Raw genomic sequence first — 23,304 nt, forward strand, 5'->3', positions numbered from 1 at the left:
GTGTATTGCAGTAAGGTTCCCGGATGCGCGCCGACCGGCTGGTTTCGCTGGTGCTGCTGCTCCGCCAGCGCGGACGGCTGTCCGCCGCCACCCTCGCCCGTGAGCTGGAGGTGTCGACCCGCACCGTCCTGCGCGACATCGAGGCGCTGTCCGCGGCCGGTGTCCCCGTGTACGCCGAACGCGGCCGGCACGGCGGGTTCCTGCTGCTGCCCGGCTTCCAGACGGAGCTCACCGGCCTGAACCACGACGAGGCGCTCGCCCTGCTGGTCGCCGGTTCCCGCAGCGGCGCGCAGGCGTTCGGGCTCGGGTCGGCGCTCGCCTCCGCGATGCGCAAGGTCGTCGACGCGCTGCCGGAGAGCTACCGGACCACCGCGGCCGGCGCGGTCCAGCGGCTACTGATCGACCCGGAAACCGACCTGCTCGCCCGCCGGCAGGCCGCCGAGGAGGTCCCCGACGCGGTCATGGCCGAGGTGCGCCGCGCGGTCCTCGCCGGCCACAAGCTGCGCATCCACTACGCGCTGGCCCGCCAGACCCCGACGTGGCGCACCGTCGACCCGGTCGGCCTCGTCACGGTCCGCGACCAGGGCTACCTGCTGGCCACGAGATCCGGCGCGGACCGCACCTACCGGCTGTCCCGGATCGCGGCCGCCGAGGAGCTCGACGAACCCGCCGAACGAACCGACCGCATCGACCTGGACCGCGCCTGGCAGGAACGCAGCACCCGGTTCCGGACCGGCGGCGACCAGGTCACCGTCCTGGTCCGGCTGCACCCCGCCCGCCGGGAGGACCTGGCCGGCACCGCCCTGGCCGTCCTCACCGAAACCACCGACCAGGACGGCTGGCTGCGGATCGAGGTCACGTTCCAGGACGCCCGGCACGCCGAATGGGCGCTGTGGCAGCTCGCCACGAACGCCGAAGCCCTGACCCCGCAATGGCTGCGCGCATCCCTGCGCGACCGCGCCGCCGCCATCGCCGCCCGCTACGCGGACCTGGCCTGAGCGGGACGCGACACCGCGCCCCGCCGCCGGGCACGCCGACGCGCCGGCCGCGAAGGTAGTTTCCGGCAATGGACCTTTCGGTATTGCAGGCACGGGCCGCTGAGATCGCCGCCATGTACGACGAGCACAACACCGCCGCAGGGCGGGGGGCGTGGACGACCGGTGACCTGGCGCTGGGGTTCGTCGGGGACGTCGGGGACCTCGCCAAGCTGGTCATGGCGGTGGACGGGCGGCGGGAGATCCCGGACGCCCGGGACCGGCTCGGCCATGAGCTGGCGGACTGTCTGTGGTCGGTGCTCGTGCTCGCCGACCGGTACGGCGTCGACCTGGTCGCCGAGTTCGGGCGGATGACCGACGGGATCGAGCGGCACCTGACCTGACCAGCGGGCGGGCCGGGCGGGCAACGATCCGGGCGCGGAAACAAAGAAAGGCAAGGAGAAACGCTCCCTGCCACTTCTAACGTATATCGCACCCCGGGGCTTGCGGCAAGACCACAGGGGTGCGGCAGAATGCTCCATTCGTGGTGAATGGGGGATTTCATGCGTGACGTGATCATCGCCGGGGGCGGGCCGGCGGGGCTGATGCTCGCCGCCGAGCTGCGGCTGCACGACGTCGACGTGATGGTGCTGGAGAAGGAGCCGCAGCCGGCCGCGTACGTGAAAGCGCTCGGGCTGCACGTGCGCAGCATCGAACTCATGGACCAGCGGGGATTGCTGGAACGGTTCCTCGACAACGGGCGGCGGTCCCCGGTCGGCGGGTTCTTCGCCGGGATCACGAAACCGGCGCCGGCGTTGGACAGCGCCCACGGGTACGTCCTCGGCATCCCGCAACCGGTGACCGAACGGCTCCTCGCCGAGCACGCCACGGACCTCGGCGCCGACATCAGACGCGGCCACGAGGTTGTCGGGGTCGCGCAGGACCCGGATGGAGTGACCGTCGACCTCGCCGACGGCACCCGGCACAGGGCACGGTTCCTGGTCGGATGCGACGGCGGGCGCAGCACCGTCCGCCGGTTGTCAGGTATCGCGTTCCCCGGCGAGCCGAGCCGCGCCGACACGCTGCTCGGCGAGATGGAGGTGACCGCGGCGCCGGAGACGGTGACCGGCATCGTCGCCGAGATCCGTAAGACGCAGCTGCGGTTCGGGCTCGGACGGTCCGGTGACAGCGGCCCGTACCGGGTCGTGGTGCCCGCGGACGGGGTCGCCGAGGACCGCGGCGTCCCGCCGACATTGGAGGATTTCCGGAAACAGTTGCAGGTATTCGCCGGCACCGACTTCGGGGTGCACTCGCCGCGGTGGCTGTCGCGGTTCGGCGACGGCACCCGGCACGCCGAACAGTACCGGGCCGGACGGGTGTTCCTCGCCGGCGACGCCGCGCACGTCCACCCGCCGCTCGGCGGGCAGGGACTGAACCTCGGCATCCAGGACGCCGTCAACCTCGGCTGGAAACTCGCCGCGACCGTCGGCGGGTGGGCGCCGGACGGGCTGCTCGACACGTACCACGCGGAACGGCACCCGGTCGCCGAGGACGTGCTGGACAACGTGCGGGCGCAGACGGAGCTGCTGCGCACGGAGCCGGGTCCGCAGGCGGTGCGCCGGCTGCTGGCGGAGCTGATGAGCTTCGAGGAGGTCAACCGGCACCTCATCGAGAAGATCACCGCGATCTCCGTCCGGTACGACCTGGGCGGCGGCCACGATCTCGTCGGCCGGCGGCTGCGGGACGTCCCGCTCAAGCACGGCCGCCTGTACCAGCTGATGCATGCCGGCAGGGGACTGCTGCTCGACCAGACGGGCCGGCTGTCGGCCGGAGGCTGGGCGGACCGCGTCGACCACGTCGTCGATGTCAGCGACGAACTGGACGTGCCTGCGGTGCTGCTGCGCCCCGACGGGTACGTCGCGTGGGCCGGCGACGACCAGGCGGACCTCGACACCCGCCTCGGGACATGGTTCGGGGCGGCCACCTGACCAGCAGGATGCCGCCTCGGCGTCCACCCACGCTGCCGTGCAGGACCGGGCCAGGATCGGCGCGGCACCGCATAAGATCCATGCCCATGACGGGGACACTCCTGGTGACAGGCGCGACCGGTTCGCTCGGGCGGCGCGTGTACGAGCAAGCCACCGCCGGCGGATGGACCGTCACCGGCACCTGGTTCGCGAACCGCACCCGCGGTGGCGACGCGCGCCTCGACATCCGCGACCGGGCGGCGATCGGCGCGCTGCTGCGCGACACCCGCCCCGACGTCATCATCCACACGGCTGCGGGACGGGACCGCGGCGACTGGGCGTCGATCGCCGACGGCGCCGCCAACGTCGCGGTCGCCGCTTCCGGCGCCGGCATCCGGCTCGTGCACATGTCCAGCGACGCCGTGTTCTCCGGCCGGGAGATCCACTACGACGAAACCGCATTACCGGACCCGACATACCGGTACGGCGCGGCGAAGGCTGCCGGCGAAACCGCCGTCGCCGCGATCCACCCGAACGCGGTGCTGGTCCGGACCTCGACGATCCTCGGCGACGGCCGCGGCGCGCACGAGGTCCTCACCCACGACCTGGCGTCCGGACGGGTGCAGGGGGCGCTGTTCACCGACGAGATCCGGATGCCGGTCCACGTCGACGACCTCGCCGCCGCCCTGCTCGAGGTCGCCGCCGGCAGCCACCGCGGCGTGCTCAACATCGCCGGCCCGGAGCCGATCAGCCGGCATGAGCTCGGCCTGCTCGTCGCCGCCCGCGACGGCCTGGACCCGTCGGCGATACCGGCCGCCCGCAGCCGGGACCTGTTCCCGAACCGGCCGCTGGACGTGCGGCTCACCAGCGCCCTCGCCGAGTCGATGCTGCGGGTCAGGCTGCGACCGGCCGGCGAGTTCATGACCGGGGCTGCTACGGTCACCGGTGACCGACCCGACCCGAGGAGGTGAGACCCGTGAACGTGGTGACAGGACGGGCGCTCCCTTCCCCGATGGTCGAACGGCTCACCTGACCCAGGTGACCGGCCGGGGCGCCCGCGACACGGCATCCCGGAAGGCAGCACACCTGTGCGGTACATCTCCAGCACGACCGTCGACGGCGTCTCCACCAGACAGTTCGTCCTCGGCGACATCCCCGGCAACCTGTGGACCCCGGCCGGCAGGTCCGGCGGCCCGCTGATCCTCATCGGGCACGGCGGACGCCAGCACAAGGCCGCACCCGCCGTCGTCGCCGGCGCGCACCGGTTCGTGACCGGGCTCGGCGCGACCGTCGCCGCGATCGACGCACCCGGGCACGGCGACCGGCCCCCGACCACCCCACCGTGGCACGGCCGCCGGCCGAGCCTGCCGGAGGTCGTCGCGTTCAACTCGGCGCTCGCGGCGGTCGCCGTGCCCGACTGGCAGGCCGTCGTCGACGCGCTGCCGGACGGGCCCGTCGGGTACTGGGGAACGTCCCTCGGCACCGGGATCGGCATCCCCCTGGTCGCGGCCGAACCCCGCATCGGCGCCGCCGTCCTCGGCCTCGCCGCCGGCCCGCTCGACACGGCCGCGGAGGTGACGGCGCCGGTGCAGTTCCTGCTGCAGTGGCACGACGAGCTCGTGCCCCGCGAGCAGGCGCTCGCGCTGTTCGACGCGCTCGGGTCCGCGGACAAGACGCTGCACGCGAACCCCGGCGGACACGGGGACGTGCCGGCGTTCGAGCACGACAGCTCAGTGCGGTTCTTCGCCCGGCACCTCGGCGACCCGCGCGTGTAGGTGCATGTCGTGCCAGCCGTCGGTGTGGCGGGCCTCGCCGCGTTTCGTGCCTTCCAGCGCGTACCCGGCGCGGCCCGCGACCCGGCACGACGGCACGTTCGCCGTCGAGTGGCAGACCTCGACCCGGTGCAGGCCGAGCGTCCCGAACGACCACCCGGTCAGCGCCGCCAGGGCCCGCCCCGCGACGCCCCGGCCACGGGCGGACGGCAGCACCCAGTACGACACCTCCGCCAGCCCCTCGGCGAGGTCGATCGTGCGGAGACTGATCTGCCCGGCGACCCGGCCGCCGTCGGTGACGGCCCAGCCGGCGCCGGTCTCCGCCCGCCAGCGCGCCGGCCAGCGGGCGATCCAGTCGCGGGCCTCCGCGGCGGTCATCGACCGGCAGTGCCAGCGCTGGATGTCGGGATCGGAGTAGGCTTCGACCACGGCGTCCACATCGGCGGGCAGCCACGGCCGCAACCGCAGGCTGTCTCCGTCCAGCACCGGCTGAACGGACGCGGCGAGGATCCCTACCGGCAACGCCGGTGTCACGAGCGACGGCATGCCACCGACGGTAATTGACGGCAATACGGAAATCGAAAACCGGTAAACGGGCTCGCCCGCCGGCATCCATCAGCGTAGCGCCGCCGCGGGGGCCGGTGACGTCGCCGTGCCGCTGCCGGGGGATCGAGCGGTGTCGTTGGGTCTGTGGTGCGGGGGCGTCAGGCGGTCGCTGGATGCACGCAGCCGTCGGTGACGCTGGCCTCGGCGGCGGCGATCACCGCGTCGAGCCGATCCCGGGTGGCGGTGAGGCCGGCGACCTGCGCGTCGATCCGGCTCCGCTCCTCCGCCAGCAGCCGCAGGGTTTCCGGGGTCGCGTGACCGGTGTACACGCACGGCAGCAGGTCCAGGATGCGGCGGCTGGACAGGCCCGCCGCGTACAGCTGCTGCACCAGCATCACCCGGTCGACGGCGCCGTCCGGGTAGTGGCGCTGCCCGGACGGGCTGCGGTCCGCGCCCAGCAGGCCCTGCTCCTCGTAGTAGCGCAGCGCCCGCACGCTGACACCCGCTTTCGTCGCGAGCTCCCCGATCCGCACCTGCGACCCTCCTCACGTCCAGCACACTTGCCTCTGACGTCAACGTCAGGTTTTAGCGTAACCGGCATGGACATCAACGGATCGGTCGCGCTCGTCACCGGCGCCAACCGCGGCCTCGGCCGGCACTTCGCCCAGGAACTGCTCAACCGCGGCGCGACCGTGTACGCCACCGCACGCGACCCGCGCACCGTCGACCTTCCCGGTGTGCGGGTGCTGCGGCTGGACGTCACGGACCCCGGCAGCATCGAGGAGGCCGCCGACGTGGCGAAGGACGTGACGCTGCTGGTGAACAACGCGGGCGTCGCAACGTACACCAACCTCCTCGGCAGCCCGCTCGACGCCGTCCGCCTGGAGATGGAGACGCACTACTTCGGGACGCTGCAGGTGATCCGGGCGTTCGCGCCGGTCCTAGCGGCGAACGGCGGCGGCGCGATCCTCAACGTCCTGTCGCTGCTGTCGTGGGCGAATTACGACGGCGCGAATTCGTACAGTGCCGCGAAGGCCGCCCAGTGGAGCCTGACCAACGGGGTGCGGATCGAGCTGGCGAAGCAGGGCACCCACGTCACCGGCGTGCACCTGGGCGCCGCCGACACCGACATGATGGCCGGGTGGGACGTGCCGAAGCTCGACCCCGCGTTCGTCGCCGCGACCGCCCTCGACGGCGTGGCCAAGGGCTGGACCGAGGTGCTGGTGGACGACGCGAGCCGCGCGGCGAAGGCCGCACTCACCACCTGACGCGCTCACCGCCTCAGAACGCGATATCGGCAATACAGCGTAAAGACGTGCGCGGTCACCGCCTGCGGTCGTGGTAGTGGTCCAGGACGTCGAGGGCGTCCTGGACCCGCCCGCGCCGCAGCAGCAGCTCCGCGAGCAGCGTCGCCGGCGCCAGCCCGGACGGGTCCGACAGCGCCGCGATCGCCTCGTCCTCACGGCCCTGCCCGGCGAGCAGCTCACCGAGCCGCGCCCGCACCGACGGCAGGTCATGATCGGGGCAGGCCCGCAGGGCGACGACCGCCTCGGGCACCCGGCCGCGCTCGACGAGCAGCTCCACGCGGATCATGAGCAGGTCCACGTCGTGCGTGTCCTCCAGCAACGCCAGCGCCGCGTCCGGGGCGATCCCACCAAGAGCGTGGAGGGCGCACTCGGGATCGTCGCCGCAGGTGGCGAGGTCGGTCAGGATCGCGACCGCCTCCTCGATCCGGCCGTTGCGGCTGTACATCTGAGCCAGCGGCACCCCGTCGAGTGGTTTGAGCACGTCGGCGGCCCCGTCGACGTCACCCTGCCGCTCCAGCACCTCGGCCAGCCACATCGTGAGGCGGCCGTCCCGGAAGCCGCGGCCGGCGCCGTCGGCCGCCCAGTCCCGCAGGTCACCGGCCCGGCCGTGCCGGTGCAGCAGCCGCCCCGCCTGATCCAGCACGTACGGGGCGTGCGGCCGCAGCACCGCGACCGCCTCGTCCACCGCGCCGCGCCGCTCCAGCTCCGCCGCGACCACCCCCGCCACGTGCGCCGAACCGGCGGCCAGCGGCTCCAGGACCGTGAACGCCTCGTCGCCGCGACCGGCCGCGGCCGCCACCTCCAACAGGGCCGCGGCCACCCCCGCCTCGCCGAGCCGCGGTACCAACAACGCGAACACCTCCTCGACGCGGCCCTGCGCGCCGAGCAGCGCCGCGACCTCCCGCGCCACCCGGTGATCGTCCACCCAGGGGGTGAGCAGCGCCAACGCGTCACCGGTCCGTCCCCGCCCGTGCAGGGCGCCGGCGCGGGCCCGCAGCACCGGCAACCATCCCGCGTCGGTGAACCGGTCCAGCGCGGCGTCGTCCGGGTCGTGCTCGGCGAGCACCTGCGCGCAACCCTCGTCGCCTGCGGCGGCCCGCACCCGGAGGATCCCGGCGTGCCCGAGCCCGGCGAGCCGCCGCGCGATGCCGACGGGAACCCGCCGGTCACGGATGAACCGCGCATGCACGTCCATCCCGGCAACATATCGGCACCAGCCACTGTCCCGTGTCCCCGCCACGGCACCGCCGACGTGTTGGCCACCGCTTGTCCAGTCGTCTCGTGCCGCCGGTGTACGTCGGGGCCGCCGGCGCTCCTGGTCAGGCGCTCACCAGCGAGACGGCCAGCGCCGCCATGACGACGGCGATCGCGGCGTCGACGACCCGCCACGCCGCCGGGCGGGCCAGCAGCGGCGCCAACCGGCGGGCACCGAAACCGAGGGCGGCGAACCACAGCAGGCTCGCGGCCGCCGCACCAGCGCCGAACGCCCACCGGTCCTCGTGCTGGTGCGCGACGGTGCCGAGCAGGACCACCGTGTCGAGGTACACGTGCGGATTGAGAAACGTGAACGCCAGGCACGCCAGCAGCGTCGCCCGCAACGCCGCCGGCGGATGGTCCAGCGGGGTCAGCGCGGCCGGCCGCAGCGCCCGGCGGGCGGCGAGGACCGCGTAACCGAGCAGGAACGCGGCACCCGCCCACCGCACGACAGTCAGGACCGCCGGCGCGCCGGCCACGACGACGCCGAGACCCGCGATCCCGGCGCTCATCAGGGTCGCATCGGCGGCCGCGCAGATCGCCACGACCGGGCCGACGTGCTCGCGGCGCAGCCCCTGCCGCAGCACGAACGCGTTCTGAGCGCCGATGGCGACGATCAGCCCGAGCGAGAAACCGAACCCGGCCAGAGCGGAACCCACGCCGGTCAACGGATGCGCGCCGCCCGCCGCTCGGTGGCGGTGATGTAGCCGCGCAGCGCGTCCCGCGACCGGGACAGCGCGTCGATGTGCCCGTCGAGCCCGTGCAGCCTGGCGCGGAGCGTGTCCAGCAGCTCCGGGCACGGTTCGAGCTCGGGCACGGCGCCGGACGCGCACGGCAGCAGCGCCCGGATCTCCTGCGTCGACAGCCCGGCCTCCAGCAGGTGACGGATCTGCGCGACGGTCACCACCGCGTCGTCGGTGTAGTCGCGGTAGCCGCTCGCGGCCCGGCCCGGCTCCAGCAGGCCCTGCGCCTCGTAGTAGCGCAGCTGGTGCGCGTGCACGCCGGTGCGCCGGCTCAGCTCCCCGATCAGCATGAGCGCCCCCGCTTGACCTTCGACCGGTGTGAACGTTCACGATTGTGTCATGACGTTCGACCCGCACGACCTGCTCGCCGCCAGCCGGCTCGGGGTCCTGGCCACCATCAAGGCCGACGGCCGCCCGCAGCTGTCCCCGGTCATGCCGTTCTACGACCGCGCCGCCGGGGTCATCCTCGTGTCGATGACGCAGGGCCGGGCGAAGACCGCGAACCTGCGCCGCGACCCGCGGGCGACGCTCGAGGTCACCGGCGCCGACGGCAGGTCGTGGGCGACCGCCGAGGGCATCGCCACCCTCACCGGCCCCGGCACCGACCCGCACGGCCCCGAGGTCGAGGCCCTCGTCGACTACTACCGCCGCGCCGCAGGCGAACACCCCGACTGGGACGAGTACCGCACGGTGATGGTCTCCGACCGCCGCGTGCTGATGTCGATGACAGTCGACCACGTGTACGGCGCCGACCTCGGCTGACGCGACGCCGCTGTCACACCCGGAGCCCTTGACGGGCGACGAACTCGAGGAAGTCCTCCGCGACCACCTCGTCGTCGCCGTCGTCGTGGAAGTGGAACCAGACCTGGTCGTGGCAGCGGCCGCCGGTCACCGGAAACCCCCAGTGGTCGCCGGTGCCGACCGCCGAAACGGCGACGAAAGTGCGGTCTGGGAACTCCTTGTCGTTGAGCGTGCGGAGCTCATCGACCGTGAACAGCTCGGCGACGCCGAGGATGCCGCCGCCGTGGCGGATCATGAACGCCTTGTACTTGTCCGGTAGAACGACACCCATGGCGCGCTCGACGTCGGCCAACTCCTCGGCGGTCGCGGTCACCCCGAACACCAGGCCGAGCTCCCACTCGGCGTCGTTCAGTGCGAGCTCCCGCTGGACCGGCGCGGCGAGGACGTCGAACTCCGCCATCTCCATGCCGGCAACCCTAATCCGCATGCTGGCATTACCGTTACCGGCAATCCGGCTACGGCCCGGACGGCCGGTCAGCGCGCGAGAGCGCCGCACAGCTCTCTGGCACGGTGAGGGGGAGGGCGAGGGGAAGACAGCGCCGGCCAGGCCACGGCCGCGATCCGGCGGCCGTCCCGTCGGCCCTGACCTGGACGCGCAGTTACCGGATTGCCGTTGCCAGTAATCCGGCAACTTCCCGGCCGTCGGCCAGCGAGGGAGACAGGCAGGGCGGTCAGCGAAACGGCGGAGGCGGGGCGCAGGGAGTCGTGCAGCGCAGTCGGGAAAGCGGCAGAGGCGCGGGGCGCAGGGGAATCGTGCAGCGCGGTCAGGAAACGGTGTTGGAGATAGTGGCAGGGGGTTGGCTGCAATCCCGTTTCCGCGTGCCGGGCGGCTGCTACCGCGGCCCGGCACGCGGTAGTCGCCCTGCCCCACACCAGCGACGCCCGCAGCACGTGGGGCGCCGGCATCCGCGTCGTGCAGCACGCGCCGGGCGGCTGCTACCCGGCGGTAAGGCGGGGGCAGCCGGGCGGGCGGGGGCAGAAGGCGAAGGAGTTGAACGGCTCCGGGTCGGTGCGGAAGAGGCGGCCGAGGGCGGGGACGGCGGCGTCGTGGTGCGGGCGGATGTGGCCGGCGGCGGCCAGCAGCGCCGCGGACATGCCGCCGAGGTACAGGGAACCGAGCGCCTGGAGGGTCAAGGTCAGGTCCGGCCGGGTCCGGGTGGGGGTGCAGGTCGCGCCGTCGGGGGTCGCCGACAGCCGCCACGTGCCGGTGTTGCGGGGGCACATCGGGTCGGCGTCGACGGCGATCGTCAGGTCGGCGGTGGCGTCGTACGACCGTGCGGTGAGCGCCGCCGGCAGGTCGAGGACGCGCAGCCACAGGTTGTCGGACTGGCGGGTGACCCGTAGGGCGCGCGGGTTGCGCAGCATCCACCGCAGCGGCTCGTCGGCGGGCCGGGTCGGGGCGGTGACGCGCCGGGTGAGGTCGAAGTCGGTCAGCAGCATCCACATCGCCCGGTACGCGTCCGCGGAAGCCGCCTGCAGGGCGTCGACGACGAGGGTGCCGGTGTGCTCGGCGAGCGGCGTCCACGGCAGCCGGAAGTTCGCGACGCCGTCGACGTCCCCCTGTGGGGAGCGGTGGATGAGGTACCGGGTGGGGCCGTCCGGGCCGGTGGCGTCGTCGCTGAGCCCGTTCCACTTGCCGGGTGCCGGTCGCGGCTCGCCGACCTGCCGGCGACGGACGTCGTCGTGGACGCGGGGCCACGCCTGCCGGGCGGTCGCGGCGTCGACGAGCTCCAGTGACCCCGCGGGCGGGTCCGCGTCGGCGAACGCGGCCTCGGCGCGGTCCAGGTCCCAGCGGGTCCGCCGGGTCGCGGGCGCGAACCCGTACCGGCCGTAGATGCCGCCCTCGCTGGCGCTCAGCGCGGCGAGCGGCTCGCCCCGGTCGAGGGCCTCGTCGAACATCGCCTGCATCATGCCGCGCAGCAGGCCCAGCCGCCGGTGTGTCGCGATCACCGCGGTCGCGGTCACCCCGCCGAACGGCACCTCGCGCAGGCCGGGGACGGTGATCGCGAGGGACAGCATCGCCGAGCCGCCCACGACCTTGCCGCCGTCGAACGCGGCCTGCGGGTGGAAGTGCCCGGCCGTGACGACCTCCTCGACCCAGCGGGCCACCTGTTCCGGTGTCGCCGGCCGGTTCGGCGGCGGCCACGCCTCGGGTCCCCCGTGCCACGCCGCGGGCGCCGGCTCCCAGTGCGGCAGCCCGTTGACGTACGGCAGCACTCGCAGGTACGCGGGTGCCTCGTCCCGCGTGACGGGCCTGATCTCGACCGCCATAGATCCGATCTTGCGCAGCCGCGCCGGCCGCCGCAACGCAGAAACGGCTCACAGCCTGCGGTGCGGGTCGAAGAGGAAGGCGGCGACGGCGCGAAACAACAGCGGTATGGGGGTGTAACGGCCGGCGGACACGATCGCGGGAAGTCCGGTGCGGTTCGGTGGAGAGGACGGGTCAGGTGCGGTCGACGCCACGGTTTCTGCAGGGTGTGTACGCGTTCGTCGGGAAAGGGATCGACGCGCCGGTGGCGGTCGACGCGGCGCTCAGCTACACCGTGCCGGTCGGGGTGGTGACGCAGACGGTGTACTTCCGCGGCGGCAACACCACCGACGAGCTGGTGTACGTGGTGCTGACCAGGGACGGCACGCCGATGCGGTACTTCCCGATCGGGGCGAAGAGCGACGTGCACGTGCCGCTGCGGGTCGTCGAGGACCTCGACGCCGGGACGGTCGTGGAGCTGCTCGTCGGCGCCCCGGAAGGGGTCAGCGGGGCGATCGTCGTGGACCTCGGGCTCGTGGAGGTCTGATGCAGCGACTCGTCGTCATCGGCAACGGGATGGCCGGCGCGCGGGCGGTGGAGGAGATCCTGGAGCGCGGCGGGCGGGACCGGTTCACGATCACGATGTACGGGGCGGAACCGTACGGCAACTACAACCGGATCATGCTGTCGAACGTGCTGTCCGGCGCGGAACACGAGGACGGCATCTTCCTCAACAGCCTGCCGTGGTACGCGGCGAACGGCATCGACCTGCGCGCCGGCGTCCGGGTCGAACGCATCGACCGGTTCGCGAAGGTCGTCCTCGACGACAACGGCGACGAGCTGCGCTACGACAAGCTGATCATCGCCACGGGCAGCCGGCCGTTCATCCCGCCGATCGACAACATGCACCACCCGAAACGCGGCTACCACCAGGGTGTCTTCACGTTCCGGACGATCGACGACACCCGCGGCATGATCCGGTACGCGCGGGACCACGAACGCGCTGTCGTCATCGGCGGCGGGCTGCTCGGCCTGGAGGCCGCCCGCGGCCTGCAGGCGCACGGGGTCGCGGTGACGCTCGTGCACGCCGCCGGGCACCTGATGAACGCGCAGCTGGACGCGCAGGGCGGGGCGATCCTGCGGGCGAGCGTCGAGCGGCTCGGCATCACCGTCGAGCTCGCCGCCCGTACCGACGCGATCGAAGGCAAGGAGAAGGTGCAGGGTGTCCGGCTCGCCGGCGGCCGGGTGATCCCGTGCGACATGGTCGTCGTCGCCGCGGGTATCCGCCCCGACACGACCCTCGCCGAGGTCAGCGGCCTCACCGTCGAGCGTGGCGTCGTCGTGGACGACCAGCTGCGCTGCCTCGACGAACCCGACATCTACGCGGTGGGGGAGTGCGTGCAGCACCGCGGCGAGACGTACGGCCTGGTGGCGCCGCTGTGGGAGCAGGCGCGGGTCCTCGCCGACCACGTGACCGGACGCGACGTGCACGCCGCCTACCACGGGTCGCGGACCGCGACGAAGCTGAAGGTCGCCGGCGTCGACGTCGCCGCGATGGGGCTCAGCACGCCGGCGCCCGGCGACGAGTTCGTGGTGTTCGCCGAGCCGGGCCGCGGCGTGTACAAGAGCGTCATCATCCGCGACGACCGGCTCGTCGGCGCCACCCTCCTCGGCGACGTGTCGAAGGTCGGGTTCCTGATGCAGGCGTACGAGCAGGGGCTGCCGCTGCCGGAGGAACGGGTCCGGCTGCTGTTCGACCTCGGCGGGCCCGACGCCGGGACCTCAGCCGCCGAACTGGCCGGCGACGCGCAGGTGTGCAACTGCAATGGCGTCACCAAGAATGCGATAACCGAGGCCGTGCGGACCACGAAGACGCTGTCCGGGGTCATGGAACGGACCAGGGCCGGGAAGGGCTGCGGCTCCTGCAGGTCGCTGGTGGAGCAGATCGTCGACTGGGCCGCGGGCGGCACCGCCGAGCAGGACCCGTCCGCCGACTGGTACGTGCCGGGCGTACCGATGCGGAAACCGGACCTCGTCGCGGCGATCCGCGCGCAGAACCTGCGCAGCGTCTCCGCCGTGTTCGACGCCCTGGCCGGCGGCGAGGAGGACGCGAAAAGCAAGATGGGGCTCGTGTCGCTGCTGCGGATGCTGTGGGGCGACGACTACGTCGACGAACGCGACGCCAGGTTCATCAACGACCGCGTCCACGCCAACATCCAGCGTGACGGCACGTTCTCCGTCGTGCCGCAGATGAAGGGCGGCGTCACCACCCCGGACCAGCTGCGCCGCATCGCCGACGTCGCCGACAAGTACGCGGTGCCGCTCGTCAAGCTCACCGGCGGGCAGCGCATCGACCTGCTCGGCATCCGCAAGGAGGACCTGCCGAAGGTGTGGGCCGACCTCGACATGCCGTCCGGGTACGCGTACGGCAAGAGCATGCGCACCGTGAAGACGTGCGTCGGGTCCGACTACTGCCGGTTCGGCCTCGGCGACTCCACCGCGCTCGGCATCGAGATCGAGTCCCGCTTCCAGGGCCTGGAAAGCCCCGGCAAGATGAAGCTCGCCGTCACCGGCTGCCCCCGCAACTGCGCCGAGGCGTACGTGAAGGACCTCGGCGTCGTCGCGATCGACGGCGGCCGCTGGGAGATCTACGTCGGCGGCGCCGCCGGCGCCCACATCCGCAAGGGCGACCTCCTCGCCACCGTCGGCACCCCCGCCGAGGTGATCCGGCTGACGGGCCGTTTCCTGCAGTACTACCGCGAAAATGCGAACTGGCTCGAACGCACCTACGCGTTCGTCCCCCGCCTGGGCATCGACCGCCTGCGCGCGCTGATCGTCGAGGACAGCGAAGGGCTCGGCGCCGGCCTCGACGAACGGATGGAGGCGGCCGTGGCCGCGTACCGCGACCCGTGGAAGGACGACCTCGACCCGGCCGTCCCCGGCCAGTTCCGCACGTCACTGCCGCTGGTCGCGCTGCCCCAGGTGCCGGTCCGATGACCGCGACCGCGGGCCCCGGCGAGGCAACCTCGACGACCACAGGGGTCAGCCACCGCCTCGGCCCCGTCACCGACATCCCGCTCGGCGAGGGCCGCGCGTACGCCGTCGACGGCCACCAGGTCGCGGTGTTCCGGCTGCGGCGCGGCGGCCTGCGGGCCGTGTCCGCCGTCTGCCCCCACGCCGGCGGTCCCCTCGCCGACGGCCTCATCGACGCGAAGGTCGTCATCTGCCCGCTGCATCAGCACGTGTACGACCTGGCGACCGGCTGCTCCACCACCGGCCAGCCAGCATTGCAGGTGTACGCCATCCACGAGGACGACGACGGCACCCTGATCCTCACCGTGTGACGCCGGGTCGCCCCTGAACGCACCGGTGCCCGGGCCGGGATGTCCGGCTCGGGCACCGACGGGTCGCATCCGGACGTGTCATTGGCGTTCGTCGTTGCCGGTGTCGAGTGCGTGCAGCAGCGCCGGCAGGGCGGCCGGGCCGCACGCGGTCAGGACCTGGGCGATCTGGTCGCGGGCGGTGGTGTCGCCGGCAGCGGTGTATCGGGTGAGGAGTTCGACCAGGCGGGACTGCAGGTACGCGGCCGCCGGGGTCCGCAGCCGCTCCACCAGGTCGCCGGTGGGCCGGCCGGTGTCCAGCCGCGCTTCGAGCTCGTCGAGGAGCTGGTCTGCGGTGTGGACGGCGTCCGGGGTGAGGTCGAGGTCGGGCAGCACGTCCAGCCACGCGGCGACCTCCGCGGCGAGGGCGGCGTCGGTGATGTCGGCGACGATCGGGCGCAGGTCGCCGAGCATCTGCTCGATGGCGACGAGCTGGTGATGGTCGCGATAGTCGTCGGTACCGCGTAGCTCCTCGAACCGCCGGCTCGTCTCCGACGCGGCCTCACCCGGCTGGATGAAGTCGTCCTCGGTGACCGGCAGGGCACGCAGGCGCGCGGCGCGGGCGGCCGCGTCGGCCCGGGTGAACCGGAACCCGTCGAGCGCCCGCCGGGCCACCTCGTCCGGGTGCAGGATTGCCGGCAGTGCAATCGCGGGTGCAAGGGTTCTGAGGTGCACGAGTTCCCGGACGGCGTACTGGATCGGGTAGCCGTCGTCCAATGCCCAGTCGATGACCGCCGCGGCCAGGAAGACGTCGGCGCGTGGCCGGTTCCGGGGCAGCCCCAGGTGGTCGTAGCGGACGTCGGCGACGGCCGAGTCGATCAGCGACAGCCACCAGTACACCGGCTGGTGATCGGCGGGACGGTGGGCCAGGAGCCACTGGTGCCGGCGGGCCGGGTCGGTGGCGATCAGGTCGCGGATGAGGTCGCTCATGTGGTGAGGCGGCGCAGGGCGGCGTGCGCGGGCGGGGCCCAGGTGGGTTTGCCGCCGGGGCGGCCGTGGACGCCGTTGTCGCCGATGATGATGCCGGACAGGACGCGCAGAACAGCGCAGCCGCGGGCACGGCGCAGGGTCGCGGCGTCGGGCCGGTAGGCGTCGAGGCAGCGGTCCGCGGCGCCGTCGGGCAGCAGCAGCCAGGCGGCGGCGAGGTCGTATGCGGGGTCGCCGGCGCACAGGTCGCCGAAGTCGACGACGCCGCAGAGGGCGCCGCCGTCGGTGAGGACGTTCGCGGGGTGCAGGTCGGCGTGCAGCCACACCGGCGGGCCCGACCAGTCCGGTGCCGCGACGGCGTCGTCCCACACCGCCTGTACGGCTTCCGGATTGTCGATAAGTCCCTGCTCGGTGACGTACGCGAGGCCCCTCGCGAACCCGGGCGCGCGTTCGGCGAGCGGGCCGCCGCGGTCCCGGCCCGCGGGTGCCTCAGGCGGCGCGGGCCGGTGCAGCGCCGTCAGGAACTCCGCCAGTACCGGCGCCGAACCGGTGGCGGGCGCCAGGTCGGCCGGTGTGCCCGGCACCCACGTGGTGATCAGCCACGGGCGCGGGAACAGCGGCGACGGCTCGCCGAGCCGCTGCGGGACGGGCACGGGCAGCGGCAGGCGCGGGGCGAGCGACGGCAGCCAGGTGTGCTCCTTGCGCAGCAGGTCGTCCGCGGACCCGGTCGCCCACGGCAACCTGACGGCGAGGTCGTCGCCGAGCCGCCACAGCTGGTTGTCCCAGCCGCGGGCGCCGAGCCGGACCGGGCGGTCGGCGAGGTCCGGGTGCTGGTCGCGGACCAGGTCCAGGACCAGGTCCGCGGTGATCTCGGTCGTGGCGTGGGTCATGTGGGGTGACAGTAGCGGCTGAGACACCGCTCAGGTGGCCTCAGGGAAGTCACAGTCACCGATGGTGAGACTGTCGGCATGCAACGGGGGCGGACGGTAGCGGGATGGACGGCGGTCGGTGCGGCAGGCGTGTACGTCGCGCTGAAAGGCAGCTGGGTCGCCGGCGGCACGTTCGGGGTCAAGGACCTCGGGAACCTGACCCGCGGCGAGTGGGCCGTGGACAACCTCGTCACGGGCGGGCTCGCGGTCGCCGGGATCGGGGTGGCGCTCGCCGCGATCCGGCCCTGGAGGATGCGGGTGCCGGTGTGGCTGGTCGCGGTGCCGATGTGGGTCGGGGCGGGCCTGCTCGCGCCGTTCGTGGTGCTGATGCCGGCGGCCGCGGCGTTGAAGGCCGCCGGCTGGTGGGAGCCGCCGCCCCCGCCGGACGGTGACCCGACGCTGCGGCCGTGGACGTTCGTCATCGTGTACGGCAGCTTCGTCGTCCTCGGCGTCGCCCTGGCCGTCGCGTTGCTGCTGTACGCCCGGGACCGGTTCAGGCCAGTCGTCGCCGGGAGCGTCGGGGCGGCGCCGCGCGGGTTGACGCACGCGGCGCAGGTGCCCCTCGCATGGGTCGCGGCGGTGATCGCGGCAGGGCTCGCGGTTCTGCGGTTGTCGTGGGTGCTCGGCGGCACGGCCGGGCTCCGGTCGGGCGTCGGTCGCGACGCGTGGCTGCGGCTGCAGGACACGGTGACGGCGGCGCAGTTCCTGTGCGCGGCGATCGGCCTGCTGGTCATGGTGCACCGGTGGGGGCCGCGGCGGCGGTTCGCGGTGCCGCTGGTCGCGACGTGGCTCGGGGCCGGCGGGATGGTCGCCGGCGGGTTCCTGAGCATGCCGACGATCCTCGCCGGGCAGCGGTGGACGGCGCACGGGCAGACGTTCGCCGGGTACGCGACCGCCACGTTCCTCACCTGCGTCGCCGGCGCCCTGATCAGCGTCGTCGCGCTGTTCCTGCTGGTGGAGCGGGCCGGGACGGTCAGGCGCGACCGGCTTTCAGCCTGACGGTACGGGGGACGGCTCGTCGCGGACCGCGCCGTGCAGGAACACCTCGACGATGTCGGCGGGGTCGCCGCCGGCCATGACGAGGTGCTGGAACATACGGGCGAGGTACTCGGGGTCGCGGCGCAGCCGGTCCTGTTCGGGTTCGAAGAGGACGGCGAGGGCGTCGACGGTCGCGGTCATCGAGTCGCGCCGCCGATCGCGGACCGGGGCGGCGGTCGGGTCGAGGCGGCCGGTGGTGAGGTGCCGGACGGCACCGGCGACCGCGCCCATGCGGCTCATGTACGCCCGGAGCGTCTCGACGGCCTCGATGAGCCGGTCGGCGAGCGGCTGGTCGAGGTCGATGGCGCGGACGTGGGCGAGGGTGTCGTCGTGCCGGAGCGCCTCGGCCATGCAGGCGGCGAGCAGGGCGTCCTTGTCGGCGAACACGCGGAAGATCGTGCCCTCGCCGATGCCGGCGGCGCGGGCGACCTGGGCGGTGGTGACGCTGGAGCCGTGCTCGACGACGAGGGGCAGCGCGGCGGCGACGATCATCGCGCGGCGGTCGTCGGGGGTCATCGGCGAGGAGCGTTTCCGGGGTTCGGTCATGCCCCCATCTTGCGGAGTGAGTGCTCACTCCGTCAAGGGTGTCCTATGGTGATCCTTTGTGAACGGTGTGCAGCTGCTCCTGATCATCTTCGGTGGGATCACCGTCGCGGCCGTCGCGCACCGGCGCGGTGCCCAGCCCGGCCTCGTCGTCGTCGTCCTCGCCGCCGCGGCGTCGTTCATCCCCGGCGTACCGCGGCTGCAGCTGGACAGCGAGCTCATCCTCGCCGTCGTCGTGCCGCCCCTGCTCTACTCCGCGACCCGGGGCGCGTCCGCCTCCAGCTTCTCCGCGAACTTCCGGCCGATCTTCACCCTCGGCGTCACGCTCGTCGTGCTCACCACCGGCGTCGCCGGGTACGCCGGGTCGCTGCTGCTGCCCGCGATCGGCCTGCCCGCAGCGATGGTCCTCGGCGCCGTCCTCGCCCCGCCGGACACCATCACCACCGTCACCCACGGCGAGGCCCTCGGCCTGCCCCGCCGCGTCACCGCGATCCTCACCGGCGAGAGCCTCGTCAACGACGCGACCGCCCTGACCCTGTTCAGCCTCGCCGTCGCCGCGACCGGCGCCGGGCACACCCTGTTCGACAACGGGTTCGTGCTGTTCCTGTACAACGCCGCCACCGGCATGGCGGTCGGCGCTGCCCTCGCCGTCGCGACCCTGTGGCTGCGCAAACGCCTGCACGACCCGGTCCTGGAGACGTCGGTGTCGCTGCTGCTGCCGTTCACCGCGTTCCTGCTCGCCGAACAGGTCCACGCCTCCGGCATCCTCGCCGTCGTCGTCGCCGCGTTCTCCGTGTCGGTGAACACCGCCCTCGACAAGCGCCACCAGTACCCGGGCGCCTACCGGTCCCGGCTGCAGGAGGCGACCGTCTGGCCCGTCGTCGACTTCCTGCTCGAGACGTTCGTCTTCGCGTACATCGGCCTGCAGCTGAAGTTCGTCGTGCAGAGCCTCGCCTCGTCGGACACGCTGCTGCGCACCGTCGTCGCCGCGGCCGTATTGCTGGTAACGGTAATTCTGTTCCGGCTCGGGTTCGTCTCCGGCTCGTTCGCCTGGTGGGGCCTGCGCCGCCGCGGCGTCGAGCACCGCGTCGCCACCGACCCCCGAGCCCAGGAACGCTTCGAACGCCGCCGCCAGTGGCGCGCCCGCCGCGGCCGCACCCGCGAGGTCCTCGGCGAACCCACCCCGAAGGAGGCGCTCATCGTCGGCTGGACCGGCATGCGCGGCATCCTCACCCTCGCCGCCGCTGCCGCCGTCCCCGAACGCCTCCACGACGGCACCCCGTTCCCCGGCCGCGACGAGATCCAGGCGATCGCGCTGCTCGTCACCCTCGGCACCCTGCTCATCCAGGGCATGACGATCCCGCTGCTGGTCCGCCGCCTGCGCATCGACACCGCCGCCGAACACGCCGACGCCGCCGCCCTGGACGCCCGCGGCGTCGGCATCATCGAGGCCGCCGGCCCCGACTTCGACGCCCAGCGCGAAGCCCTCGCCACCGCCGTCTACAGGGAGGAGCTCGACGACGCCACCGCCCGCCGCCTCATCCACGACGTCGACCTCCGCCAGGCCGCCCACGACACCCAGTGACGGATCAGCGCGCCCGCTGACGCCGGCCCCGGCCGGTGGCGGATGATGGGCGGATGATCGACAGGGAACCGGATGACGGCTCGGTTGGCGGCGCACGGTGGAGGGTCGCGGTCGTCGGACCCGGCGGCGTCGGCGGCCTGCTGGGTGCGGTCCTCACCCGGGCCGGCAACCCGGTGCGGTACGTCGCGACGCCCGGCACCGCGGACGCGCTCAACGCCGGCGGCGTCACCGTCGACAGCGCGCAGTTCGGGTCGTTCCACGTGCCCGCCACCGCCGGCACCCGGCTGACCGGGCCGGTCGACCTGTGCGTGCTGGCCGTCAAGACCACCGCGCTCACCGCAGCCCTCGACGCGCTGCCCGCCGGTGACCTCGGCGACGCCCTGATCCTTCCGCTGCTCAACGGCGTCGAGCACCTGGGGGTGCTGCGGCAGCGGTACCCGGCCGGGCAGGTCCTCGCCGGCGCGATCCGGGTCGAGTCGACCAGGACCGCACCCGGGCGGATCGCGCACACCAGCCCGTTCTCCGGCATCGACGTCGCCGGGCACGCGACGCCCCGCGGCCGCCTCGACGCGCTCGCCGCCGAGCTCCGGCACGCCGGGTTCGACGTGACCGTCCGCGACGACGAGACCGCGCTGCTGTGGGGCAAGCTCGCGTTCCTCGCCCCGTTCGCGCTGCTCACCACCCACGCCTCCGCGCCGGCCGGCACCGTGCTCGCCGACCGGCGCGCGGACCTGCACGCGGTCATCGACGAGGTCGCCGCCGTCGCGGCCGCCGCCGGAGCACCCGTCGACCCCACCGGGATCAGGGCGATGTTCGACCGCCTCCAGCCCGGCATGAAGTCCTCGATGCTCCGCGACGCGGAGGCCGGCCGGCCGACGGAGCTCGACGCGATCGGCGGCGCAGTGCTGCGCGCCGCCGCCGGCCACGGTGTCGCGACCCCGGTCACCGCCCGTCTCGTCGCCGACCTGCGAGCCGATGCCCGGCCGTGACACACGACGTCGACCGCCGCTGACCGCATCGGGCACACTCGTCCGTCATGGGGATCTTCAACCGCCGCCGCACCGGTACCGACGACGTGGCGCTCCTCGCGTTGCAGGGCGAGGACATGATCGAGCAGCTGGCGCAGGCGCACGTGACGTGGGGGCTCGGCACCGCCGACCGGTGGGGGCTTGACCAGCGCACCGGCGTCATCACCTGGACGTTCCCGGACAAGACCGCGACCGCGCCGGCGCAGATCCTCGGCAGCTTCAACGCCTCCACCTCGTCGTGGGTGTGGGCGTGGGGCAACGCGAGCATCCTGCCGGAGCTGTCCGTGGCCGCCGCCCAGGTCCGCGACTGGGGCGCCGAGCGGGGACTGCCCGCGTTCACGCAGGCCCGCGTCGACGTCGACGAGGAAGGCGCGGCGACCCTCGTCGCGGTCGCCGTCCGGGTCACGAAGGCGACCGGCTTCTACCGCGCCTCCGGGACCGCGTCGGTGCCGGTCATCACGTTCGGCCCGGTCACGCTGACCGCCGCCGACGGCACCACCTCGACCTTCACCGTCGACGTGTCCTGACCCGCGCCACCGCACCGTGAACCCGATGAGCGGCGTCACGGGCCCCAGAGGCAGCAGGCGAACATCACGATCGCGGTGGTGAGCAGGAGGGCGGGCACGAGCAGGGCCGGCAGCATCGGCGTCTCGCCGCGGGCCCGCGCCGTGGCCCGCCGCCACCGGCGCTCGTCCGCCCGTGACGGCTCGGCCGCGAGCCGCTCGACGCCGAGGCCGCCGCCGAGCCCGGCCAGCAGCGCGCCGACGGCGTCGGTGGTGGCGCCGCGGGCGTCGAGCCAGGCCACGACCTCCGGCGGGCCGGTGCGCACCAGGGCGGCGAGCAGGTGCTCGGTGCCGACGTGCCCGGCCCGCTCCTGCGCCGCGACGTGGAACGCCTGCTCCAGGACCAGCTTCGACGCCTGGTCGAATACCACGCCGGTCGCGGCCGACGCTCCGGCGTCAGCCTGGGCGGGCGGCCACAGGCCGGCGGTGTTGCCCGGACATCCGGCGAGCGCCGCAGCGAGGTCCTGCGGCGTCATCTCGCGCCGGCCCTCCGACGCCGTCAGCAACGCCATACGTTGCAGGGCGGCCCTCGCCTCGGTCGTTGTCCGCTCGATCACGGACGGAGTTGTACACGACGGCCACCCATGATCGTCAAGCTGGGCTTCACGGTCGTGGCGGAGTTCGGCGTTGATCACGCGCGGTCCGGAAGGGAGCGTGGACGGCATGTACGTGACTGACATCCAGGCCCTGACCACGACCGGCGTCGAAGCGCTGCGGGACCGCACCGAGATCGTCGACGCGCTGTACCGGTTCGGGCTCGGGCAGGACCTCAAGGACCGTGACCTGTTCGCGTCGGCGTTCGCGGCCGACGCCGAGCTGGACTTCCGGCCGGCGGCGGCGCGCTGGGGCGCGGACGTGCCGCTGATGACCGGCCGGGACAGCATCGTCGGCACGATCCTGGCGATGTTCGCCGGGCGGGTCGACACCACCCACGTCGTCACCAACCCGCGCGTGCGGATCGACGGCGACCGGGCCGACCTCACCGCCATCGTCGAGGCGCAGCACCTGCTCACCGCCGACCACGGCACGTTCGCGCTGCTGAAGAACCTCTACGACGTGGAACTGGTCCGCGACGGCAGTCGCTGGGTCGTGCGCCGGATGCGGATCGCGAACGTCTGGTACACCGGCGACCCCGCCGCGATCTTCAACGGATAGCCAAGCCCCGGAGCCAGTCGAGGACGAGCTCGACGTCGGCGCGGGTCCAGCCGACGGGACTGCATCGTCGAACCGGGCTCCACGGTACTAGCTGCTGGTGAGGGCGGCGGCGAGGTCGGCGGACCGGCCGAGGAGGCGAGCGGTGGCGATCGGGTCCATGTAGTCCTGGTACAACACGATCTCGCCGGCCCGGACGCGCATGACGCCGAGGGCGCGGAACCGGTACGGCCCGCCGGTCACCGCGGACCGCCCGTGGTGCTCGATCTGCGCGACGACGACCTCCGGGTCGGTGGTCTCGTGCACGACCGCGTCGACGCCGTCCATCTCGAACAGGCCGCGGGACGCCGCGGCGCCGCCGTGGTACGCGCGGATCGCGTCGCGACCCCGCAGTTCGCGGGGCTGGCCCGGCAGTGCGAACGGGTACTCCAGGACGCCGTCGGCGGCGAACAGGTCGGCGAAGGGCCCGACCTCACCCGCGACCATTCGCCGGACCTCCTCGGCCACCTCGCGTGGCGTTCTCACCATGTCTGCCTCCACCTAGAAT

Annotated in this window: 27 protein-coding genes; 15 read left to right on the forward strand and 12 right to left on the reverse strand. The window is 73.3% G+C overall.

Features of this window, described 5'->3' with window-relative positions; genetic code table 11:
- Positions 1-23 precede the first annotated feature (23 nt).
- From AB0J72_RS07135 to AB0J72_RS07155, 5 genes are all read left to right on the forward strand, one after another.
- Positions 24-998, forward strand: coding sequence for a WYL domain-containing protein (locus AB0J72_RS07135; RefSeq protein WP_363395444.1), 975 nt, complete (start codon positions 24-26; stop codon positions 996-998).
- 68 nt (positions 999-1,066) lie between these two features.
- Positions 1,067-1,378 carry a nucleotide pyrophosphohydrolase gene (locus AB0J72_RS07140; protein ID WP_363395447.1) on the forward strand — a complete coding sequence of 104 codons (312 nt, stop codon included), beginning with the start codon at positions 1,067-1,069 and terminating at the stop codon, positions 1,376-1,378.
- A gap of 159 nt (positions 1,379-1,537) precedes the next feature.
- Entirely contained in the window at positions 1,538-2,962 is a 1,425-nt protein-coding gene (rox, locus tag AB0J72_RS07145; protein WP_363395450.1) for a rifampin monooxygenase, read from the forward strand.
- An 86-nt stretch (positions 2,963-3,048) separates the two neighbouring features.
- Entirely contained in the window at positions 3,049-3,912 is an 864-nt protein-coding gene (locus AB0J72_RS07150) for a sugar nucleotide-binding protein (RefSeq protein WP_363395453.1), read from the forward strand.
- 117 nt (positions 3,913-4,029) lie between these two features.
- Positions 4,030-4,716 (forward strand): alpha/beta hydrolase, encoded by a 687-nt coding sequence (locus AB0J72_RS07155; RefSeq protein WP_363395456.1) that lies wholly within the window; start codon positions 4,030-4,032, stop codon positions 4,714-4,716.
- On the opposite strand, the gene AB0J72_RS07160 is transcribed toward AB0J72_RS07155, so the two are convergent.
- Together AB0J72_RS07160 and AB0J72_RS07165 are read right to left on the reverse strand one after the other, a co-directional pair.
- A complete protein-coding gene (locus AB0J72_RS07160; protein WP_363395459.1) occupies positions 4,672-5,259 on the reverse strand; it encodes a GNAT family N-acetyltransferase in 588 nt (195 codons plus the stop codon). The two genes, AB0J72_RS07155 and AB0J72_RS07160, sit on opposite strands and share 45 nt — an antisense overlap.
- Before the next feature lie 158 nt (positions 5,260-5,417).
- Positions 5,418-5,792 (reverse strand): MerR family transcriptional regulator, encoded by a 375-nt coding sequence (locus AB0J72_RS07165; protein WP_363395462.1) that lies wholly within the window; start codon positions 5,790-5,792, stop codon positions 5,418-5,420.
- A gap of 66 nt (positions 5,793-5,858) precedes the next feature.
- Here AB0J72_RS07165 and AB0J72_RS07170 point away from each other — a divergent pair, with 66 nt between their 5' ends.
- Complete coding sequence (locus tag AB0J72_RS07170; protein WP_363395465.1) at positions 5,859-6,527, forward strand: SDR family oxidoreductase; 669 nt, start codon at positions 5,859-5,861, stop codon at positions 6,525-6,527.
- Between the two features lie 55 nt (positions 6,528-6,582).
- Here AB0J72_RS07170 and AB0J72_RS07175 read toward each other — a convergent pair whose 3' ends face one another.
- The 3 genes from AB0J72_RS07175 to AB0J72_RS07185 form a co-directional block, all read right to left on the reverse strand.
- Positions 6,583-7,761, reverse strand: coding sequence for a hypothetical protein (locus AB0J72_RS07175; protein WP_363395468.1), 1,179 nt, complete (start codon positions 7,759-7,761; stop codon positions 6,583-6,585).
- A 124-nt stretch (positions 7,762-7,885) separates the two neighbouring features.
- Positions 7,886-8,479 carry a LysE/ArgO family amino acid transporter gene (locus AB0J72_RS07180; protein WP_363395471.1) on the reverse strand — a complete coding sequence of 198 codons (594 nt, stop codon included), beginning with the start codon at positions 8,477-8,479 and terminating at the stop codon, positions 7,886-7,888.
- Positions 8,480-8,484: 5 nt separating this feature from the next.
- Positions 8,485-8,853 carry a MerR family transcriptional regulator gene (locus AB0J72_RS07185; protein ID WP_363395474.1) on the reverse strand — a complete coding sequence of 123 codons (369 nt, stop codon included), beginning with the start codon at positions 8,851-8,853 and terminating at the stop codon, positions 8,485-8,487.
- Positions 8,854-8,902: 49 nt separating this feature from the next.
- Between AB0J72_RS07185 and AB0J72_RS07190 the strand changes: the two genes are divergently transcribed.
- Positions 8,903-9,325: a PPOX class F420-dependent oxidoreductase gene (locus AB0J72_RS07190; protein ID WP_363395477.1), complete on the forward strand. Its 423-nt coding sequence runs from the start codon at positions 8,903-8,905 to the stop codon at positions 9,323-9,325.
- Between the two features lie 13 nt (positions 9,326-9,338).
- Here the strand turns inward: AB0J72_RS07190 and AB0J72_RS07195 are convergent, their stop codons facing one another.
- Together AB0J72_RS07195 and AB0J72_RS07200 are read right to left on the reverse strand one after the other, a co-directional pair.
- Positions 9,339-9,770 carry an SMI1/KNR4 family protein gene (locus AB0J72_RS07195; protein WP_363395480.1) on the reverse strand — a complete coding sequence of 144 codons (432 nt, stop codon included), beginning with the start codon at positions 9,768-9,770 and terminating at the stop codon, positions 9,339-9,341.
- Between the two features lie 530 nt (positions 9,771-10,300).
- Positions 10,301-11,635: a GNAT family N-acetyltransferase gene (locus tag AB0J72_RS07200; protein ID WP_363395483.1), complete on the reverse strand. Its 1,335-nt coding sequence runs from the start codon at positions 11,633-11,635 to the stop codon at positions 10,301-10,303.
- 176 nt (positions 11,636-11,811) lie between these two features.
- Between AB0J72_RS07200 and AB0J72_RS07205 the strand changes: the two genes are divergently transcribed.
- The 3 genes from AB0J72_RS07205 to AB0J72_RS07215 are packed head-to-tail and all read left to right on the forward strand — an operon-like array spanning position 11,812 to position 14,956.
- Complete coding sequence (locus tag AB0J72_RS07205; protein WP_363395486.1) at positions 11,812-12,159, forward strand: molybdopterin oxidoreductase; 348 nt, start codon at positions 11,812-11,814, stop codon at positions 12,157-12,159.
- The gene (nirB, locus tag AB0J72_RS07210; protein ID WP_363395489.1) at positions 12,159-14,609 is read left to right on the forward strand and encodes a nitrite reductase large subunit NirB; all 2,451 of its coding nucleotides are present in this window, start codon (positions 12,159-12,161) and stop codon (positions 14,607-14,609) included. The genes AB0J72_RS07205 and nirB overlap by 1 nt, the downstream gene beginning before the upstream one ends.
- Positions 14,606-14,956 carry a Rieske (2Fe-2S) protein gene (locus AB0J72_RS07215; protein WP_363395492.1) on the forward strand — a complete coding sequence of 117 codons (351 nt, stop codon included), beginning with the start codon at positions 14,606-14,608 and terminating at the stop codon, positions 14,954-14,956. Before nirB ends, AB0J72_RS07215 begins: the two co-directional genes overlap by 4 nt.
- A 78-nt stretch (positions 14,957-15,034) precedes the next feature.
- Here the strand turns inward: AB0J72_RS07215 and AB0J72_RS07220 are convergent, their stop codons facing one another.
- Both AB0J72_RS07220 and AB0J72_RS07225 read right to left on the reverse strand, forming a co-directional pair.
- Complete coding sequence (locus AB0J72_RS07220) at positions 15,035-15,922, reverse strand: hypothetical protein (protein ID WP_363395495.1); 888 nt, start codon at positions 15,920-15,922, stop codon at positions 15,035-15,037.
- Positions 15,919-16,809, reverse strand: a complete 891-nt coding sequence (locus AB0J72_RS07225) for an aminoglycoside phosphotransferase family protein (RefSeq protein WP_363395498.1) — start codon at positions 16,807-16,809, stop codon at positions 15,919-15,921. Before AB0J72_RS07225 ends, AB0J72_RS07220 begins: the two co-directional genes overlap by 4 nt.
- 78 nt (positions 16,810-16,887) lie before the next feature.
- On the opposite strand from AB0J72_RS07225, the gene AB0J72_RS07230 reads away from it, so the two are divergent.
- Positions 16,888-17,847 (forward strand): hypothetical protein, encoded by a 960-nt coding sequence (locus tag AB0J72_RS07230; protein WP_363395501.1) that lies wholly within the window; start codon positions 16,888-16,890, stop codon positions 17,845-17,847.
- On the opposite strand, the gene AB0J72_RS07235 is transcribed toward AB0J72_RS07230, so the two are convergent.
- Positions 17,839-18,432 carry a TetR/AcrR family transcriptional regulator gene (locus tag AB0J72_RS07235; RefSeq protein WP_344504890.1) on the reverse strand — a complete coding sequence of 198 codons (594 nt, stop codon included), beginning with the start codon at positions 18,430-18,432 and terminating at the stop codon, positions 17,839-17,841. The two genes, AB0J72_RS07230 and AB0J72_RS07235, sit on opposite strands and share 9 nt — an antisense overlap.
- A gap of 58 nt (positions 18,433-18,490) precedes the next feature.
- On the opposite strand from AB0J72_RS07235, the gene AB0J72_RS07240 reads away from it, so the two are divergent.
- From AB0J72_RS07240 to AB0J72_RS07250, 3 genes are read left to right on the forward strand one after another with little or no spacing between them, the layout of a single operon-like run.
- Entirely contained in the window at positions 18,491-20,014 is a 1,524-nt protein-coding gene (locus tag AB0J72_RS07240) for a sodium:proton antiporter (protein ID WP_363395504.1), read from the forward strand.
- Between the two features lie 53 nt (positions 20,015-20,067).
- Positions 20,068-21,003, forward strand: coding sequence for a 2-dehydropantoate 2-reductase (locus AB0J72_RS07245; RefSeq protein ID WP_363395507.1), 936 nt, complete (start codon positions 20,068-20,070; stop codon positions 21,001-21,003).
- 47 nt (positions 21,004-21,050) lie between these two features.
- Positions 21,051-21,569: a DUF6882 domain-containing protein gene (locus AB0J72_RS07250; RefSeq protein WP_363395510.1), complete on the forward strand. Its 519-nt coding sequence runs from the start codon at positions 21,051-21,053 to the stop codon at positions 21,567-21,569.
- Between the two features lie 35 nt (positions 21,570-21,604).
- On the opposite strand, the gene AB0J72_RS07255 is transcribed toward AB0J72_RS07250, so the two are convergent.
- Complete coding sequence (locus tag AB0J72_RS07255) at positions 21,605-22,162, reverse strand: hypothetical protein (RefSeq protein WP_363395513.1); 558 nt, start codon at positions 22,160-22,162, stop codon at positions 21,605-21,607.
- Between the two features lie 106 nt (positions 22,163-22,268).
- Between AB0J72_RS07255 and AB0J72_RS07260 the strand changes: the two genes are divergently transcribed.
- The gene (locus AB0J72_RS07260; RefSeq protein ID WP_363395516.1) at positions 22,269-22,760 is read left to right on the forward strand and encodes a nuclear transport factor 2 family protein; all 492 of its coding nucleotides are present in this window, start codon (positions 22,269-22,271) and stop codon (positions 22,758-22,760) included.
- An 87-nt stretch (positions 22,761-22,847) separates the two neighbouring features.
- Here the strand turns inward: AB0J72_RS07260 and AB0J72_RS07265 are convergent, their stop codons facing one another.
- A complete protein-coding gene (locus tag AB0J72_RS07265; protein WP_363395519.1) occupies positions 22,848-23,285 on the reverse strand; it encodes a nuclear transport factor 2 family protein in 438 nt (145 codons plus the stop codon).
- Positions 23,286-23,304: the final 19 nt, after the last annotated feature.

Origin of the sequence: Dactylosporangium sp. NPDC049742 (genome assembly GCF_040674675.1) — a bacterium.
Taxonomy (GTDB): Bacteria; Actinomycetota; Actinomycetes; order Mycobacteriales; family Micromonosporaceae; genus Dactylosporangium; species Dactylosporangium maewongense.